19 protein-coding genes, 1 tRNA gene, 1 other RNA gene and 1 pseudogene are annotated in these 16,863 nt (G+C 68.9%); 2 read left to right on the forward strand and 20 right to left on the reverse strand.

The annotated features are described in order from the left end of the window. Positions 1–201 precede the first annotated feature (201 nt). The 5 genes from LNW72_RS19485 to ffs form a co-directional block, all read right to left on the reverse strand. Entirely contained in the window at positions 202–924 is a 723-nt protein-coding gene (locus LNW72_RS19485; RefSeq protein WP_250976572.1) for a DUF5063 domain-containing protein, read from the reverse strand. Continuing rightward, a complete protein-coding gene (gene recR, locus LNW72_RS19490) occupies positions 917–1,516 on the reverse strand; it encodes a recombination mediator RecR (RefSeq protein ID WP_250976573.1) in 600 nt (199 codons plus the stop codon). Before recR ends, LNW72_RS19485 begins: the two co-directional genes overlap by 8 nt. 17 nt (positions 1,517–1,533) lie before the next feature. Continuing rightward, complete coding sequence (locus LNW72_RS19495) at positions 1,534–1,866, reverse strand: YbaB/EbfC family nucleoid-associated protein (protein WP_250976574.1); 333 nt, start codon at positions 1,864–1,866, stop codon at positions 1,534–1,536. Positions 1,867–1,984: 118 nt separating this feature from the next. Then, positions 1,985–4,354, reverse strand: coding sequence for a DNA polymerase III subunit gamma and tau (locus tag LNW72_RS19500; protein WP_250976575.1), 2,370 nt, complete (start codon positions 4,352–4,354; stop codon positions 1,985–1,987). Between the two features lie 70 nt (positions 4,355–4,424). Continuing rightward, positions 4,425–4,515: signal recognition particle sRNA small type (gene ffs / locus LNW72_RS19505), an RNA gene on the reverse strand. Positions 4,516–4,590: 75 nt separating this feature from the next. Here ffs and LNW72_RS19510 point away from each other — a divergent pair. Continuing rightward, a tRNA-Ser gene (locus LNW72_RS19510) sits at positions 4,591–4,675 on the forward strand. Positions 4,676–4,740: 65 nt separating this feature from the next. On the opposite strand, the gene LNW72_RS19515 is transcribed toward LNW72_RS19510, so the two are convergent. The 15 genes and pseudogenes from LNW72_RS19515 to LNW72_RS19585 form a co-directional block, all read right to left on the reverse strand. Then, positions 4,741–6,027: a tyrosine-type recombinase/integrase gene (locus LNW72_RS19515; protein ID WP_250980229.1), complete on the reverse strand. Its 1,287-nt coding sequence runs from the start codon at positions 6,025–6,027 to the stop codon at positions 4,741–4,743. Beyond that, on the reverse strand, positions 6,024–6,284 hold the full coding sequence (locus LNW72_RS19520) for an excisionase family DNA-binding protein (protein WP_250976576.1): 261 nt from the start codon (positions 6,282–6,284) through the stop codon (positions 6,024–6,026). Before LNW72_RS19520 ends, LNW72_RS19515 begins: the two co-directional genes overlap by 4 nt. Beyond that, positions 6,277–7,613, reverse strand: a pseudogene (locus LNW72_RS19525) (replication initiator). The gene LNW72_RS19520 and the pseudogene LNW72_RS19525 overlap by 8 nt, the downstream one beginning before the upstream one ends. Before the next feature lie 116 nt (positions 7,614–7,729). Continuing rightward, positions 7,730–8,023 (reverse strand): SpdD protein, encoded by a 294-nt coding sequence (locus LNW72_RS19530; protein WP_250976577.1) that lies wholly within the window; start codon positions 8,021–8,023, stop codon positions 7,730–7,732. Positions 8,024–8,038: 15 nt separating this feature from the next. Beyond that, positions 8,039–8,233, reverse strand: coding sequence for a hypothetical protein (locus LNW72_RS19535; RefSeq protein ID WP_250976578.1), 195 nt, complete (start codon positions 8,231–8,233; stop codon positions 8,039–8,041). A gap of 13 nt (positions 8,234–8,246) precedes the next feature. Beyond that, the gene (locus tag LNW72_RS19540) at positions 8,247–8,438 is read right to left on the reverse strand and encodes a mobile element transfer protein (protein ID WP_250976579.1); all 192 of its coding nucleotides are present in this window, start codon (positions 8,436–8,438) and stop codon (positions 8,247–8,249) included. A gap of 13 nt (positions 8,439–8,451) precedes the next feature. Continuing rightward, on the reverse strand, positions 8,452–9,096 hold the full coding sequence (locus LNW72_RS19545) for a DUF2637 domain-containing protein (protein ID WP_250976580.1): 645 nt from the start codon (positions 9,094–9,096) through the stop codon (positions 8,452–8,454). An 81-nt stretch (positions 9,097–9,177) separates the two neighbouring features. Further along, positions 9,178–10,554, reverse strand: a complete 1,377-nt coding sequence (locus tag LNW72_RS19550; RefSeq protein WP_250976581.1) for an FtsK/SpoIIIE domain-containing protein — start codon at positions 10,552–10,554, stop codon at positions 9,178–9,180. After that, the gene (locus LNW72_RS19555; protein ID WP_250976582.1) at positions 10,554–10,913 is read right to left on the reverse strand and encodes a hypothetical protein; all 360 of its coding nucleotides are present in this window, start codon (positions 10,911–10,913) and stop codon (positions 10,554–10,556) included. The genes LNW72_RS19550 and LNW72_RS19555 overlap by 1 nt, the downstream gene beginning before the upstream one ends. A gap of 146 nt (positions 10,914–11,059) precedes the next feature. Beyond that, complete coding sequence (locus LNW72_RS19560) at positions 11,060–11,605, reverse strand: hypothetical protein (protein ID WP_250976583.1); 546 nt, start codon at positions 11,603–11,605, stop codon at positions 11,060–11,062. 299 nt (positions 11,606–11,904) lie between these two features. Then, complete coding sequence (locus LNW72_RS19565; protein WP_250976584.1) at positions 11,905–12,279, reverse strand: DUF6193 family natural product biosynthesis protein; 375 nt, start codon at positions 12,277–12,279, stop codon at positions 11,905–11,907. A gap of 259 nt (positions 12,280–12,538) precedes the next feature. Beyond that, a complete protein-coding gene (locus LNW72_RS19570) occupies positions 12,539–13,027 on the reverse strand; it encodes a DUF4265 domain-containing protein (RefSeq protein ID WP_250976585.1) in 489 nt (162 codons plus the stop codon). Positions 13,028–13,166: 139 nt separating this feature from the next. After that, positions 13,167–13,892, reverse strand: a complete 726-nt coding sequence (locus LNW72_RS19575; protein WP_250976586.1) for a GntR family transcriptional regulator — start codon at positions 13,890–13,892, stop codon at positions 13,167–13,169. A 79-nt stretch (positions 13,893–13,971) separates the two neighbouring features. Continuing rightward, a complete protein-coding gene (locus tag LNW72_RS19580; protein ID WP_250976587.1) occupies positions 13,972–14,409 on the reverse strand; it encodes an ATP-binding protein in 438 nt (145 codons plus the stop codon). A gap of 277 nt (positions 14,410–14,686) precedes the next feature. Beyond that, positions 14,687–15,427, reverse strand: a complete 741-nt coding sequence (locus tag LNW72_RS19585; RefSeq protein WP_250976588.1) for a GntR family transcriptional regulator — start codon at positions 15,425–15,427, stop codon at positions 14,687–14,689. A gap of 80 nt (positions 15,428–15,507) precedes the next feature. On the opposite strand from LNW72_RS19585, the gene LNW72_RS19590 reads away from it, so the two are divergent. After that, entirely contained in the window at positions 15,508–16,596 is a 1,089-nt protein-coding gene (locus tag LNW72_RS19590) for a DUF1152 domain-containing protein (RefSeq protein WP_308401986.1), read from the forward strand. Positions 16,597–16,863 lie beyond the last annotated feature (267 nt).

The raw sequence follows: 16,863 nt of genomic DNA on the forward strand, positions 1-16,863 counted from the left end.
ACGGAACGGAATAACCCCAGATCAGGCGCTGGATGAGCGATCGGAGGCAGATCGTCCGGATATCCGGCCTCGGCCGGTGGTGGGCCAGGGTTCGACGGTTGGCGGGCCCGGGATCAGCCGGTGGTGGGCCAGGGTTCGACGGTTGGCGGGCCCGGGATCAGCCGGTGGTGGGCCAGGGTTCGACGGTTGGCGGGCCCGGGATCAGCCGGTGGCGGGCTGGGCGCGGGCGCCCGGCGGGGTGCCGAGCTCGGCCGCCATGACCTTGCCGGCCTCCTCGGCCAGCCGCTCCTCGTCGTCCGCCGAATCGTCCGTGTCCAGGCCGTCCAGCTCGTCCAGCGGGCTGTCCAGGCGGACGTGGGCGACCAGGGACTGCAGCGCGCGCAGCGAGGCGCTGGCCGTCGGCCCCCAGTTCGACAGGTACGAGAACTGCCACCACCACAGCGCCTCGCTCACCCGGCCGGCGCGGAAGTGCGCGAGGCCGTGCGTGAGATCGGTCACCACGTCGGCCATATCGTCCGAAATCCGGCAGGCGACGGGCGTACTGCGCGGTACGTACGGGTCGAAGACCTCGGAGTAGACGTCGATCGGCTCCAGCAGCGCCGCGAGGTGCTGGCGCAGCTCGTCCGCGTCCGGCTCGGGGCCGATGTCCGGCTCGTAGCGCTCGTCCGGGACGATGTCCTCGTGCGCGCCGAGCCGGCCGCCGGCCAGCAGCAGCTGGGAGACCTCCAGCAGCAGGTACGGGACCGCGCTGTCCGGGTCGTCGCCCTTGGCGACCTCGCGGACCGAGAGGATGAAACTCTCGATCTGATCGCAGATCTGGACGGCGAAGTCGTCGGGTTCCTGAATGTCCGGATCGCTGAGGTCGCGTCCCGGAGAGCCCGGTGCGCCCTTCGAGTCCTGTGTGGTTACCGCGGTGTCAGACATCGAGCAGTCGCCTCCCTTCGAAGGCACGACCCAGCGTGACCTCGTCGGCATACTCCAGGTCTCCCCCCACGGGCAGACCACTGGCCAGTCGCGTCACCTTCAGCCCCATGGGTTTCACCATGCGGGCCAGGTACGTAGCGGTCGCTTCACCTTCAAGATTGGGATCCGTCGCCAGAATGAGCTCGGTGACGGTGCCGTCCGCGAGCCGCGTCAGCAGCTCCCGGATCCGTAGATCGTCCGGACCGACGCCCTCGATGGGGCTGATCGCGCCGCCCAGTACGTGGTACCTGCCGCGGAACTCACGGGTGCGCTCGACCGCGACGACATCCTTGGGCTCCTCGACCACGCAGATCACCGCGAGATCGCGGCGCGGGTCACGGCAGACCCTGCACAGGTCGTCCTGCGCGACGTTCCCGCAGATGTTGCAGAACCGCACTTTGGCCTTGACCTCGGCCAGCACGTGCGCGAGGCGCCGCACATCGGCCGGGTCCGCCTGCAGGATGTGGAAGGCGATCCGCTGCGCGCTCTTGGGACCCACGCCGGGCAGCCTGCCCAGTTCGTCGATGAGGTCCTGAACCACGCCTTCGTACACGGGGCGCCTTCCTTACGCTAGAACGGCAGGCCGGGCATGCCGCCCAGCCCCTGGGCGAGCGGACCGAGCTTCTGCTGCTGAAGCTCCTGCGCGGTCGCGTTCGCGTTGTGCACGGCGGCGACGACCAGATCGGCCAGCGTCTCCGTGTCATCAGGATCGACCGCCTTGGGGTCGATGACCAGCCCCCGGAGCTCACCGGCACCGGTCACCGTGGCGGTCACGAGACCGCCGCCCGCGGAACCCTCGACCTCGGTCTCGGCCAGCTCCTGCTGGGCCGCAGCAAGATCCTGCTGCATCTTCTGGGCCTGCTGGAGCAGCTGCTGCATATTGGGCTGACCACCGGGGATCACGGGTTCACTCCTGCCTCACGACAACGTTGCGCGGTAGGGCGAGCCTACGTGCTCGGACGGCCCTGCGCCCTACGCCGTACGGAGGATCGGACGACGTGCCGCGGAACATCGGGCGACATCAGTCGTTCGGGATCTCCTCGATCACCGTCGCACCCATTTCGCGCACGAAAAGCTCATATCCGGACAGCGGGGACTCGACCAGATCCACGTCGTCGTCCTCCGGAATGTCGTCCTCCAGGGGCGGCGGCGTCTCGTCCGACATCAGTGGCGGCGGCGCACCCCCGGGCCGCCCGGCGCCCGCCTGAGGCGCGGCACGGGCCGCCTGGGCGGGCCCGCCCTGCGCGGCGGAGGGCGGGGACGCGGCGGACTGTGCGGACGGTGCGGAGGATGCCGGTGGGGCGAACGAGGCGGACGGTGCTGGTGGGGCGGACGGGCCGGACGGCCGGGAGCCGCCAGCGCCGCTTCCACCGCTTCCACCGCTTCCCCCACTGCCTCCGCCGCCGAAACCGCCACCCGGGCCGCCGGAGCCGCCAGGACCGCCGCCGGCCGTTCCCCCGCCGCCCGACGGGTCCACGATGGCCTCGATCCGCCACTCCACCCCGAGGGCGTCGCTGATCGCCTGCTTGAGCACCTCTTCGCTGCCGCTGTTGGCGAAGCTGTTGCGCGCTCCGGGATTGTCGAATCCGAGCTGCAGCGTCTGCCCGTCGAAGCCCGCCACCTGCGCGTTGTTCAGCAGCAGCATCCACGTCAGCCTGCGGCGGTTCTTCACCGCCTCCAGAATGTCCGGCCACATCTGCCGGACCCGCGTCGAGTCCCCGGCGAACCCGGCCGCCGCCGGGGCGGGGCCGGCGGGCGGCGGTGTCTGGGCGGCCGGGGCGGGGGCCGCCGGAGCGGCGGGTGCGGCCTGGGCAGCCGTCGGCCAGGCGCCGGGGCGGGCGGGCGCGGCCGGTTCGGGTGGTGCGGCGGCGGGGGCGGCTGAAGCGGCTACTGGAGTAGCGGGAGTACCCGTAGTACCCGGGCTGGTCGTGGTCGGCCAGGCGCCGGGACGCTGCCGGGCGCCACCGTCCGAGGGAGCCGGAACCGCGGCGGGGGCGGGGCCTGCGGCGGGTTCGTGCTGCTCAGGGGCGGGTGCCCGGGTCGGAGCGGGGGCCGGAGCGGGGGCCGGCTGCGCGGCCGGAGCCGGCCGTCCGCCGCCCACGGCCGCACGGACCGAGGCCGCACCCCCGGAGCCGGCGGGGCCGCCGGAGCTGCCGGGTCCTCCTGCGCCGGGGCTGTGGTCGGCGTGCGCGGGCTGGTAGGAGAAGTCCGGGACCTGGGGAGCACCGGGGGCGAAGCCCCGCCGTTCCAGCTTGTCCAGCCGGGCCTGTACGGAGCGCTCGTCGTCGTACGCCGCGGGCAGCAGCACCCGGGCGCAGATCAGCTCCAGCTGGAGCCGCGGCGACGTGGCGCCGCGCATCTCGGTCAGACCGGTGTTGACCAGGTCCGCCGCACGGCTCAGCTCGGCGGCGCCGAAGACGGACGTCTGGGCCCGCATCCGCTCGATGACATCGCTCGGGGCGTCGATCAGCCCCTTGTCCACCGCGTCAGGAACCGCCGCGATGATCACGAGGTCACGCAGCCGCTCCAGCAGGTCCGCCACGAAGCGCCGCGGATCGTGGCCGCCCTCGATGACGCGGTCGACCATCTCGAAGACCGCCGCCCCGTCGCCCGAGGCGAACGCGTCCACCACCTCGTCGAGCAGCGCCGCGTCGGTGTAGCCGAGCAGCGCCGTCGCCATGGCGTACGTCACACCCTCGGCGCCCGCGCCCGCCAGCAGCTGGTCCATCACCGACATCGAGTCCCGCACGGAGCCCGCGCCGGAGCGCACCACCATCGGATACACGCCGTCCTCGACCGGGATGTCCTCCCGGGCGCAGACCTCCGCGAGGTAGTCCCGCAGCGTGCCCGGCGGCACCAGCCGGAACGGGTAGTGGTGGGTACGCGACCGGATCGTGCCGATGACCTTCTCGGGCTCGGTGGTCGCGAAGATGAACTTGAGGTGCTCCGGGGGCTCCTCGACCACCTTCAGCAGGGCGTTGAAGCCCTGCGGGGTGACCATGTGCGCCTCGTCGATGATGTAGATCTTGTACCGGCTGCCCGCCGGCCCGAAGAACGCCTTCTCCCGAAGATCACGCGCATCGTCCACACCACCGTGCGACGCCGCGTCGATCTCGATCACATCGATCGACCCCGGCCCGTTCCGCGCCAGGTCCTGGCACGACTGGCACTCCCCGCACGGCGTCGGCGTCGGCCCCTGAACACAGTTCAGACACCGCGCCAGGATGCGCGCGCTCGTCGTCTTCCCGCAGCCTCGGGGCCCACTGAACAGGTACGCGTGATTGACCCGGTTGTTGCGCAGCGCCTGCTGCAACGGGTCGGTTACGTGCTCCTGCCCGATGACCTCGGCGAAGGACTCGGGACGATAGCGGCGGTACAGAGCGAGGGACACGCCTACGACGATATCGGGGCCCACTGACATCCGACGTCCCCCGGACATCCCCGAACGCCCCCGGCAACGCAAAGACCCCCCACGCACCCGCCAGAGCCCACCTACCCTTGCTGCCTTCCGGCCCTGGGGGAGTTCAGCGAGATAGCGCCACGTGAGGGGCTGCGCACAGCGTACCCGATCGGATCACCCACTTACGAGTTCGCGAGCACCCCTCCGCGTCTTGTAGTGTTCGTCGCGGAGGATTCGCCTAGTGGCCTAGGGCGCACGCTTGGAAAGCGTGTTGGGGGCAACCCCTCACGAGTTCGAATCTCGTATCCTCCGCACGTCAGAGGGCCCGCATCGTTCGCCGATGCGGGCCCTCTACGTTTTCCGTCTCAGTTTCCGTCTCACTTGGGGCCGGCAGAGCTCCCCGGCGGCTCGGACGGATCATCGTCCGCCGCATCCTCGGCTGAACCCCAAAGAGCTCTGCCCACCTGGTTCGCGACGTTCCTCAACATCGGATCCGTGACATGCATGTACCGGGCGCGCATCCTGGCTGCCCCGCCCGGCTCCCATCCCATGATCGAGTCAACGATCCGATCCGGGACGCCGAGCAGCAGGAGCACCGTCGCCGCGGTGTGACGTGCGTCATGCAGTCGCCCGTCCCGCACCCCGGCGTCCTTCAGCAGCCGCTTCCAGTGGTGGTAATCGGTGTTCGGGATCAGCGGCTCACCATCCGCCTTGGTGAACACGTAGTCCTTGTCGGCCCACCCCTCCCCCGCCAGCTCGCGCTCTCGCGCCTGCGCTTCCTTGTGCTTGCGGAGCAGCTTCACCAGCTCATCCGGGAGCCCGATCGTCCGCCGGCCCGCGCGGGACTTCGTGGGCTTGGTCTCGCGCCGGACCTGGGTGCGCTGCTTGCAGTAGCCAGGTTTGTTGCCGCACTCCCCCTTCTCGCACCCGTGCGCGTACTTCGGGCGTAACCGGTTCTTGCGCGTGCGGATGTATCCCGCTTCAAGGTCCACGTCAGTCCAGCGCAGTCCGAGAGCTTCCCCCTGTCGGAGCCCGAGCGCGAGGGCCAGGACCCATCGGGCACTGTTGGGAGCTTTCGCAGCCTCCAACAGCAGGCGCTGGACCTCCTCGGCGGTGTACAGCTCGATCTCTTCCTCTTCGAGCCGCGGAGCCTTGGCGATCTCCGCCGGATTGATCGAGATGTGCCCGCGCTTCACCGCCTCGCCGAGCGCGGTCCGCAGCGTGCGGTGGGATTGATGAGCCGTCGCGGGCTTGCTCCCCTTGTCCTGCATCTTCTTGTAGAAGCGCTCCAGGTGCTCCGGCTCCAGCCGGTCGAGCCGATGCGCGCCGAGGCCGGGGATGAGATGGACCCGGACGGCCACCTCATAGCCGTCGTAGCTGTTCTCGCTGACGGACGGCTTCGCGATGTTCTCGATCCAGTGGGAGAGCCACGTCTTGAGCGTCCAGGGCTTGCCGGGCTTCCGTACGGTGCCGGCGTCGCGCTGCTTCTCCAGCTCTCGGACGGCCTTGATGACCTCGCCCTGAGTCTTCCGCTCCACATGCCGGCGGTCCGGCGTGCCGTTGTCCTTGACGCCGACAGTGACGCGTCCGTGCCACTTCCCATCCTGGCCGAGGTAGATCGACGAGGCGCCGTTGGGCTGGCGCGTGCGTTTCTGCTCCGTCATGCCCGCCCCCTCGCGCACGCTGCTTCAGCCGCGCGACGACGCAGCGCGGACACAAAGGCGGGCAGAGCCTCGATCGGAACGCGGCGGAGACGGCCAACGGTCACCGACTCGATCTCCCCCACCTGCACAAGCTTGAAGCACGTCGTACGACCGATACGCAGGCGGCGGGCAGCCTCCTCGACGGTCAGCAGGACCAACGGCGGATCGCCAGCGAATAGGCCATCGAACGGCGCCTGCGCCGCTGCCAGTTCATCCATGGGTGGGTTCACCTTCCGTGCCGGGTGCAGGGGTCAGTGATGCCGTCAGCCATTGCTCGGTGGGGCACAGCCCCGTGCCGGCGAACGTCCAATGAGCGAGGACGTACGTCGTCTCCTCGGTCCGATCGGTGTCCGACGTGGCGAGGGCTTGGGCGCGACGCCATTCGGCGCGGGCATTGCGGAGGGAGCCGAGAGTCGTGGAGTAGCGGCGGGTCTTGGTCGAGAAGTGGCCGCGGAAGCCGAGCATGTGCGCCCAGGCCCGCAGGCGGAGGTCTTCCAGGTCCTTGCGCCCACCGAGGGTCCACGCGGTGCGGATCATGCGGCGGGCGTGGTCGCCGAGGCGGGCCTGTGCGAGTTCGGCGAGGAACTTCAGGGGGCGGTCGAGCGTGCCGGTCGTGATCTCCGCGCCCTTGGTCGCGTACTTGGCGATGTACGCCGCTACCGCTCGGTCGGTCAGAGCGGTGCCGCCGTCGAGGTCCGCAGACCGGATGACGCGTACGTCGAGCTGGCGGCCGAAGGCGAAGCCGTGCGCGCGACCGTCGACCACAGGGCCGGAGACGTGTGCGGCAGTCGACGCGGCACGGATCGCGTCGGTCAGCAGCTCGGCGGTGCCCAGGCCGGGGGCGCGGTGTCGCCGCCCTCCGGTCCGTCGAGCCGGATCACGGCGTGAAAGTGGACCGCGCCGCGCTTTTGGTACTCGGCGACCTTGGCGAAGGACACGCGGGCGTGGTCGCGGAAGGTGCGTTGGGTGAGTCCGGCGCGCTTGGCGATCTCGCGGCGGAGGTAGATGGAGAACCGCCGCCAGAGTGCCCCGGCATGTGCGTTCCAGAGGACGGCGGCTTCGTAGTCGTAGGTGGCGGGATCGATGGGGCTGCCAAGGGCGGGGTCGTCCTGGTCGTGGCAGGCGCCGCAGCGGCAGGGGCGTGTGCCGCCGCCGGAGCTCTTGGGCCGGTTGTGGACCGGGCCGAAGCCAGGGGCAGTGAAGGTGGCGAAGACCCAGGGGTGACCGGCGACCGTGGCGGGAGTGCCCTTGCCGCCCCGGAGCCCGGCCGTAACCAGGTGGAAGGTGTCGCGCCGGTAGGTCTCGGCGCAGGCGGGGCAACGGGTGGTGCGGCGGTTGTTGCAGCGAACGAGGAGGTTCCCGGCGGGTAAGCCGGCCGAGTCGAGATGGTGCAGGACCCTGCCGATCTCGCCGGTCCGGGTGTCGAGTTCGTGTTCGGTGCGGTGACCGTCAAGGCGGACGGGGTGCGTGCAGCCGCCCAGACCGGACAGCTGACGCAGGAGCGCGGGAAGGGTGCCCAGGGAAGCGAGCGTGCCGAGTTCACCCACCGGCGGTGGGGTGTCGCGGGTGATGATGGTGGAGTCCTTTCGACTTCGGTTGAGGAGGGCGGGACCTACCGGGACGGCGGGATGCTTGGCGGCGTATTGCCGCCCCGGTAGGCCGATCAGCGCGTTCGCCGGCCGTTCACCAGCGAGCGCAGGACCACGGCCGCGATGGCGACCGCCAGGGCCGTAATGGCGACCGTGGCCAGGAGCGCGGTGAGAACGACGCCGACCACGAGCACGGCCGCGACGGCCCCGATTCCTTGGGCGACGTGGGGCGAGATCCGCCAGTGGTCAGCCCTCGCAGGCGCATGGGTCGACGACTGGTGGCAGGTGCAGGCCGCCGCTTGTTCGTCCCTACGGGCCACGAATGCGGCCGGAGCGGGCGGGGCGTCGGGGAGCTTGGGGCGGAGCATGGGGTGGATCTCCTTTCAGTCGTGGGTGCCGTTGACGACGTCGACGCCCGTACGGGTGCCGGACTCGACGGCGGGGGCGAGGACGGTGTGGGAAAGCCAGAAGCCGAACAGCGCGATGACGACGGCGACCCACATACGGACCCCGAGGAACTTGATTGCGGCCCAGGCGATGACGCCCAGGACGAAGACCAGCGCAAGCGTGACGGTCATAGGGCGAGCCCCTTCAGCGGGCGGAGCAGCGGTGGGTGCGGGCAGCCAGTTCGGCGGCGGCGCGGCTGTCGTAGTCGGTGGAGAAGCCGCAGCGCGGAGCAGTGCACGCGGCGGTGTGCCTCTCCCGGCCCCGGCCGTCGTAGGCGGTGCCGACCTGGACGGGGCCGATCCGGATCACCTGGCGAAATCGTCGGTTCGCGGGCATGGAATTTCTCCTCTCAAAGGCGGGCGGCGATGGCTTCGGCCAGCGGAGCCGGGACGCCCAAGCGGACCCGCAGGGTCGGAGTGTCGATGGGCCTACCGGTGCGCGTGCGGTGCTCGGCGGCCACCTTGCGGGCGTGCTCCACCAGGGCGGCCGGGACGTTCGGCGCCGCCGGTGCGGGAGTGGCGGATGGCGCAGGCGGCGCGGGAAGTTCGGGCGCCGGCCCGGTCTGATCGACGCGGGTCACCTTCGCCTCCTGCACGGGGTCGGATGAGGTGGAGTCGCTTTCAGCAGCGGTTGAGGGGTTGTGGGCGAGGAGGGTTCCGCCGAGAAAGGCGATGGCCGGCCAACCCGCGACGAGGATGCGCAGCCAGGCCGGAGTGTCGGTTACGTCCAGCAGCCCGGCGGTGGCGACGTTCGCGCCGAGGGATGCGGTGAGTGCGATGAGGAACCAGCACCACCCCGAGGCTTTGGCGGATCCGGAGCGCAGGCGGCGCCAGGCCGCGACGAGCAGCAGGTCGACCGATACGGGGTAGGCCCAGGCTTTCCAGCCGTCTTGCCCGGCGGCGGAGGCGATGTCGTGCAGGTGGGCGAAGGACAGTGCGGCGGCGATGGCTGCCTGCACGAGCACAGCGTCGACACGGGCCAGCAGGGCGCGCACGGGTTCCCTCCTTCGGTTTCGGGCATGGCGGGGGTAGGGACCTGGCGCGATGCGGTCACGCCGACCGTGGCGAAGAGCCGATCAGTCGGTTACCGGGTGGGCTTTGACCACCGGGACCGGGCCCTTGACCGGCCGTATGGGCACCTCAGGCCGGAAGGGCGTGAGCGCGGGCAGGTCCGGCACCAGGTCCGCCGTGTCGTTGCAGACGGCCGCGGCATCGCTCAGGGAGAGATACGGGGTGCGGATGCGGGACCAGCCGCCGGAAGTGTCTCCGGCGACGGCCAGGCCGGGCCGTTCGGGAGCGATGGAGCAGGCGGCGCCGACCGCTTCGGGGGCGATGTCCCCCAGCGCCATCTTGGCCGAGGCTTCGTCGTTGACGCGGTGGCAGACACGTCCCGTCAACTGGGCCCGGAGCATGGTGGCGCCCTTGCCCAGTTCGGCGCCGAAGCGCTGCCCGCACACCTCCAGGTAGATCCCGGCGGCGCGGCCGAGTTGGGCAAGCCGGATGAGCTGGGTGACCATCTCGTCCCGCCGTTCCTCGTCCTTGCGCGTGGCGACCATGAAGAGCTCAGCCACCTCGTCGACGAACAGCACCACCGGCACCGGGCGTTCGTGCTCCGGCAGGCCCCAGATGTCGGACGTGATCTCCTCGTCCGGGATACCCGGCGCGATGCCCTGCCGGGCCTTGATCAGGTCGTAGCGGTCCTCCATCTCCTGCACCAGCACCGGCAGCAGCCGGGCCGCCTGATCGGGATCGGTGGCCAGAGCCGACAGCCGGGACGCGAACGGCGCCAGCTCCACCCCCCGCTTGCAGTCGATCCCCACCAACGCCACCAGCTGAGGAGCCAGCCCCGCGACCAGATGGCGCAGGAACATGGACTTGCCCGACAACGTTGCGCCGAGGGTGAGTTGGTGCGGGATGGCCCGGTAGTCCCGCACAAACGCGGTCGCGTCCTCCCGCAGCGCCACCGGCACCTTGAGGAACCCGCCCTCGGTCTTACGGGGCATCCGCACCTTCCGCAGCACGTCGAAGCCGACGAGCCGCAGTTCCACCACCCCGGGCTTGATCTCCGACACGTACACCGCGTGCACGCCCCAGGCATGCCGCAGCCGTTCCGCCGAGGCTGCTACGTCCGCCGGCTCCTGCCCCGGGGCCAGCCGCAACCGAAGCCGCAGCCCGGTCGAGGCCGGGCGAATGATCCCCCGGCGGGGAGGCACCGGCCGAACCTCCCGTCGCGTGGCCGCCCGCACCGCCAGCATGCGGAGCCGGGACGGGGCCACAGTCAGCCCGCACGCCTCCATGACCGACCCGTATGAAGCGAGCAGCCGGGCCGTGGAGACCGGCAGGCCGACCGCCGACCAGTACACAGCCGGGTGCTGGGCGCGGGCATACGCGGCCCCACCACCGACGGCCACGATCGGACCGCCCACCTCCAGCAGCGTCACCAGGTCCGTCATCAGGCCGCAGCCCCGTCCGCTTCGACTGCCAGCACACCCGGGACGACGGCGGCGGCCCGGAAGGCGATGCCGTGCCGCGACTGCCCGTTGAACACGGACTCCCACGGCCGTGCCACCAACCCGGGCAGCGACACCGGCGAGCCCAGCGCCAGGCCCTCGGTGACGCCACTCTGCGGCACCGTCACCTGGACCAGCGCCGATTCGCCCTCGCAGATGTAGACGACGCTCAGCTTCATCAGCACCTCCCCCGAGACCGCGTCCACCGCGATCTCCCCGGTCTGCCGGTCCTTGACCTTCTTCTCCGGAGCCTCGGTCAGCAGGATCGTCGCCGACGCGGTCTCCACTCGGATGGAACGCACAGTGCTTCTCCTCTAGTTGAGCCAATCAATCAACCTGACAGGTTGACTTAGCAAGTTCAAAAATAAGGAAGCCAGGTTGACTTGTCAAGTGACGAAGATGCTAACTACGTATCCCGGACTGTCAGTTGAGCCGACATGACGCCGCTTCAGGCCGTCGTACGCAAGGCTTTGCCGACGATCTCCGCCAAATCGCCGGCGGACTCGGGGGTCAGACGGTAAAACCCCTGGAGACTGATCGAGCGCCCGAGACGTCCGTCCACCACGTATTTCAGACCGCGGGTCTGCCCCCGGCGGTTACGCCAGGTAAGTCTCACCAGAAGGTCGCCGGGGATCGGCACATCGAAACGTACGGGCGTGGAGTCCACGTGCACGGCTGCGGCGCCGCAGCCACCGGCGCCGAGCATCGACCAGTCGCCGTGCCCGGGAAAGGCTGGATCCTGCCACGTCTCGGCCGCGGTGCCGCAGCAGTCGCGCCGTTCCATGTCGATCACCCGCATCCGGCTCACCACGAACACCTCGCGCTGGTTGACGTGCAGCGCATACACCTCATCCCCAACGCGGGCACCAGACCAAGCGGGCAGGGAGGAATGGACGCCGCTGAAGGCAACCGCCGGCCGCTCGCCCACGCGGCCAGCCTTACGCAGGGAGCGGCAGGTCTCATGGGTCCACAGGACCGTGAAGGCATCAGACATGCCGTGATCCTATGAACGAGGACTGACATTGATACGCGTAGTTCTGTAGGTGCTGAGTGACCGCATTCGCCGACGAGACAGGTGCTGGCCGACACCGGGTGCTTGCGGCAAGCGCCTGGGTGCTCGACCGACTGCTCGGGCAGAGACTCGCCCGTCGGGAAGACCCACCAGAAGGCGCGGGTTTCGGCGCACCAACCCAGAACGGACCGCAGGTGAGCGAGTTTCTGACCCATCTCATCGAAGCTTGACCAGTCTCAGCGAAGCTTGACCGGAACGGCGGCTGCTGCTCTGCGGCTGGTTCAGTCGGTGGAGCTCTCCGCTGGGGGCCACGGCCCCTCGAAGGCCGGCCCACAGTCGTGCGGCAGGTGGGCCACCACCAAAGCGGCCGCCTCATTAGGTGTGAGTGACTCGCCCAAGACACGCGGCGACGCACCCAGTGGCGCGTACACGATGCACGATTGCGCGTCGCCGACGATGAACGGCAGGTCGTTGCTCCATGGGAACTGCGTGTTGCGGTGAAAGGTGAGCGCCCCGTGGCCCGGAAACGGGAACAAGGCCCGCAGCCGAGGTTCAGCGTAGGCAGCCTCTATGACTACGGGCTCTCCCCGTCGCGCCGTGGGATGCCCCTCCAGCATGAGCCGCCAGGTCTTCTCGACAACCGTCTCCTCAGCCATCCCGCGATCATGGCGTCTGTACTCGGCCAGGACAAACCGCTCCACCCTGATGGTCAACTTCGATGAGACTCACCAAACTTCGCCGAGACAGGTCAGTTTCGTCGGTTGACCGCTCTCATCCAATCTAGGCGTTTACTCAGCGACCCAGTCGTTTCGCGATTCGTCTCAGCTGACCTAGTCGTGTGGTTCATCGCGCTGGGGGTGCTGGGCGGCTGTACCGGCCGTGGTGGGTCTTCCGAGGCTGAGACCTCGCCAGAGCTCAGGCGTTCCACCACTCGTCGGTGCCGCAGCCAACTTCATGGTGCCACCATCCTTGCTCTTCTCCTTGAATCAGGAGTGCCTTGATCGCGGCGAAGTCCGCGTCGGCCGGTGCGGTGAAGGCCACCATGGGGAACTCCTCGCTGAAGACCTCGCCTCCGAGGCCGAACACTGCAATGCGCTGATGCACTGCCTGAGGGCTGCATCCCAGGGGGCCGGCAGGGACGGGCACTATGCGAATCGTGCAGTTGCCGGAGGCACTGACACGGCCGACAGCCCAGTGGATCCCGTTGGAGTCGGTCTGGAACCGTACAACGTCGCCCTCGGCCACCCCATCCTGGAGAAAGGGGGCGTTCTGCACACTGGCCGTATCGACACCGATCTTCCGTGCCCACAAGCCCTCGGTGTCCTGCGGGAACCAGCCCTCGCGAGGGACGAACCGAAACCAGACCTTGATCTTCTCGACTGCGTTCTCCATGACGGCCATCATGCGCCGACCGTCGACAGTGCCTCGCGCCGAGTCTGAACTGGGCGATCAACCCGGGAACCCTGTCTCACCCAAACCAGTCCATGCAGTTCAGTGCGACTCGGTCGACAAACTTCGCTGAGACAGGTCATCGGTAGCCCTGTCAGTGGAGCCGGTAGGTGTCCTCAAGCTCTTGTCCGTCCGCCGGCATCACGACGTCAACCACCTGCAGGGCCTGCCCCGAGACGTCGCACGCCACGACCAGGACGCTCAGCACAGGGACGCCGACAGCCAGGCCGAGCAGCTCCGACTCTTCAGCGGCAGGCAAGCGCGCAGACACACGCTCGGTGACGTGGTCGAAGCGCACGCGCTTGCGCGTTTCCAGGTGCTCCCGCGAGCTACCGCTCAAGGGCTCGGACGCGCTCAGTTCCGTCCCTTCGGCCAGGCCGGCAGGGAAATAGGCCGAGACCAGCTCGATCGGCTCACCGTCCTCCTCGACCACGAGGCGGCGCATCAGCACCTTGGTCCGCCCAGGAACACCGAGGAACGACGCGACGCGGGCCGGGACGGGCACCATGTCAACCTGGACGAGCCGGCCGACTTGCGACTCGTCGCGCTCCAGCGCCTCTTGCCCTCGGCGGTCCTTCCGCTCGACAACCTCAGGGCGGCGGCGGACGATCGTGCCGTACCCCTGACGGGACTCCAGCCATCCATCCCGCTTCAGCAGTTCCAAGGCCCGCACGACGGTCGGTCGGGACATCCCGAAGGCTTGGACGAGCTGATTCTCGCTCGGCACCAGCGAACCCGGCGGATAGGATCCGTCCTCGATCCGACCCTGGATCGTTTGCGCGAGCCGCACGTACTTCGGTGCCGCCACTTCATACGCCATGGACGCCGCCTGTCGGAATCAGTCAAGTCAACTGGTCAACCAGACTAATCCACGTTCTCCGTGTAGATGTAGCCGGGCGTCAGGATTGCCAGGCATCAGCCACAACGAAGGAGACGACCGTTCCGCCGAACAGACTCGGCCCGACATGCCACGAGTCAGCCAGAGCGTTCACCAAACACAGGCCCCGACCATGAGCGACATCCGCAGCCGGCCGCCGCATACGGACGCAGGCGGGCAAGCCCGCATTGTGCACATCGACGCGGAGCCTCGTCCCCACCCGCGACCACTCGACCCGGACAAGCCAGGGTTCCTCGGCCCGCCCGTAGAGGATCGCGTTGGTCACCAGTTCCGAGATCATCAACAGGCAGTCGTCCAGCGGGCAGGCGATGCCGTGCGGTTCGATGAACTTGAGGAACCACCGACGGGCCCGGGGAACGGACTCCGCCAGCGGGTAGAGGGTCATGGCTCCCAGGAGTTCCTGATCAGGCGAGCCGCATCCCTCGGTGGCGTCGTTCATACGCGTCTACTCCTTACCGGTTCCGTCGCAGTCCAGGCAGCGCCGCTTGACTGTCGGACGGGCACGGTCGTTGGCAGTGGAAAGCGCCAGATCAGTGCGCGAGCTGACGCGCTTCCAGCCCCGCCCACGACACCCGCGACAGCCAACACGTGCTCCGTCGCCTAACGGCTCACTGCTCACGCCGTGCCCCCTTCCATCAAGTGGCATTAGCCACTTGATGGATAGTGGCATTAGCCACTTGTGGGTGCAAGCGATTCGGCGACCTCCAGCCCAAATGTCATGCCAACGGGTAGCCCTGCTCGAAGGCCCAACGGTCCGGCGGGTAGGTCGCTTCGGCAAACTCCAGCGGCTGATCCTGCATGTCGTAGACCACGTGATGGACAATCAGGACAGCCGACGACGGGCGCAGAGACAGGTCAGCGGTCTCCTCGTCCGTTGCCTGCCGGGCGCACATCCGGTCCTCCGCGTAGCTGCCTTGACGTCCCGTCATCTGCTCGACGTACATCAAAGTGCCTTCACGGATGCGGTCAGGATCCATGAGCTTCGGCGCCAACCTCCCCACGTCCGGGGCGAACCACGAGGTCGACAGGGTGATCGGACCAGACTCGTTGTTGGTGATCCGCCGACGGTGCACAGCCTTGCGGTCCTTGCCCAGACTGAGCGCTGCGGCAACGTGCTCAGGCGCATCGAGCCAGCCCGCAGAGGTGATCACGGCGTATTCACCGGGGGTGTAGATGTTGCCGGTCTGACGCGCCCGCCCGTAGAGCTCCCGAGCGCGGCGGTTGACCTCAAGGCTCCGCACGTAGGTTCCCGAACCTTGGCGCTTCTCGACCAGGCCCTGATGACTCAACGCCAACAGCGACCGAGCCGCGGTCGGCCGCGACACGCTCCAACTGGCCGCCAGTTGCCGTTCGGACGGAACTTCGTCCCCAGGCCGCAAGTCTCCTCGCAGGATCTGATCGCGGATGAAGTGCGCGATCTGCAAGTACTTGGGCTGGGCCTCCTCGATCTTCGGCATCGCAGCCTCCCGTCAAAGTGGCTATTACCTCTAGCCACTATAGGGTCAGTGGCCAGGTGCCCACCCCGTACGCTGGCGGCGTGACGCGGTTGATCGTGGCAGCTGGAGGAGGGGGCGACGCAGTCGCCGCCGCAATGCTGGACTCGGCCCTGTACGGCCACGGGGAACCGGCCGTGATCCTCACTTACGCGTGGGACCGTCTCCTGGTCGACCCGGTACCGGGACCGCGAGGGCCGGCCAACTTCACGGCGCTGCGACCCCTGACCCCTCACGTGTGGAGCGTCGCCGCGGATTCGCAACCGGTCGCGCCGGCCGGGTCGACACTCCCCCGGCTAGCGGCCGAACTCCCGCACACGTTCGCACTGATCGACCCCCACCACGGCGCCCAAGGCATCACCCGCCAGCTCGAAGAGCTGATCGAGCACCTGGCCCCCGAGTCGATCGACCTCCTGGACGTCGGAGGCGACATCCTCGCCCAGGGCGACGAACCCACCCTCCGCAGCCCGCTCGGAGATGCCCTCACACTCGCCGCTAGCGCCCAGGTAAACGCTCCGATCCGTCTACTGGTCGCCGGCCCCGGCCTGGACGGAGAGATCCCCGCCACCGATCTGCGCGACCGCCTTGGGCCGTGCGTCCACTCGTTGAGCGCCAAGGACGTCGAGCCCATCAGCAGCGTCCTGGACTGGCACCCCTCCGAAGCAACCGCGATGCTCGCGGCCACTGCGCGAGGAATCCGCGGGCGCTGTGAAGTCCGGGATGCGGGGGTCGCGGTTCCGCTCACGGACGACGGCCCGAACGTCTACATGGCCGACCTGGACGACGCCCTGAACCGGAACAGGCTGGCCCGAGCGATCCTGGCAACGAGCAGCCTCGAAGAAGCCGAGCAGCAGAGTCGGGAAATCTGCGGGTACTCAGAGATCGATTACGAGCGCAACAAGGCTGCGTGGCTCACGACCCAGACCGCGGGCACGCTGGACGCCGCCGAAGTCCTCCCCCAGCTAGACGCCTTCGAGGAAGCCGCCACCAGCCGCGGAATCACCCACACCACCTTCCGCCGTCTCACCGAAGCCCTCGGCCTCAACGGCAACCAGCGCTCCGGTCTGCGCGACCTTCTCATCACCAGCCGACCCGAGCAGTACGCAGCGCCCTTGTGGCAACTGCATCGCTGACCGAGTAACAACCTTCTCTACGGGTTCAAGGCGACTCGCTGCGCTCGCCGCTGGCCCGTAGCCTCGGGCCTCTCAGGTTTGTAAGGCAGTCTTCTCTCAGAGAGAGAAAGGGCCGCGCACAGCGCGGCGGCGCCGGCCGTCGCCCGGCGCGGCCCGCCTCCATGTCTGCGCCACCGGCTGGCCGCGCCGGTCGCCGTCCGCGCCCACAAGGTGGGGGAAACACAGGTCCGGGCTGGGTCAGGAGCGGTGACGCGGATTGCCAACCAT

Source organism: Streptomyces sp. RKAG293 (genome assembly GCF_023701745.1).
Taxonomy (GTDB): domain Bacteria; phylum Actinomycetota; class Actinomycetes; order Streptomycetales; family Streptomycetaceae; genus Actinacidiphila.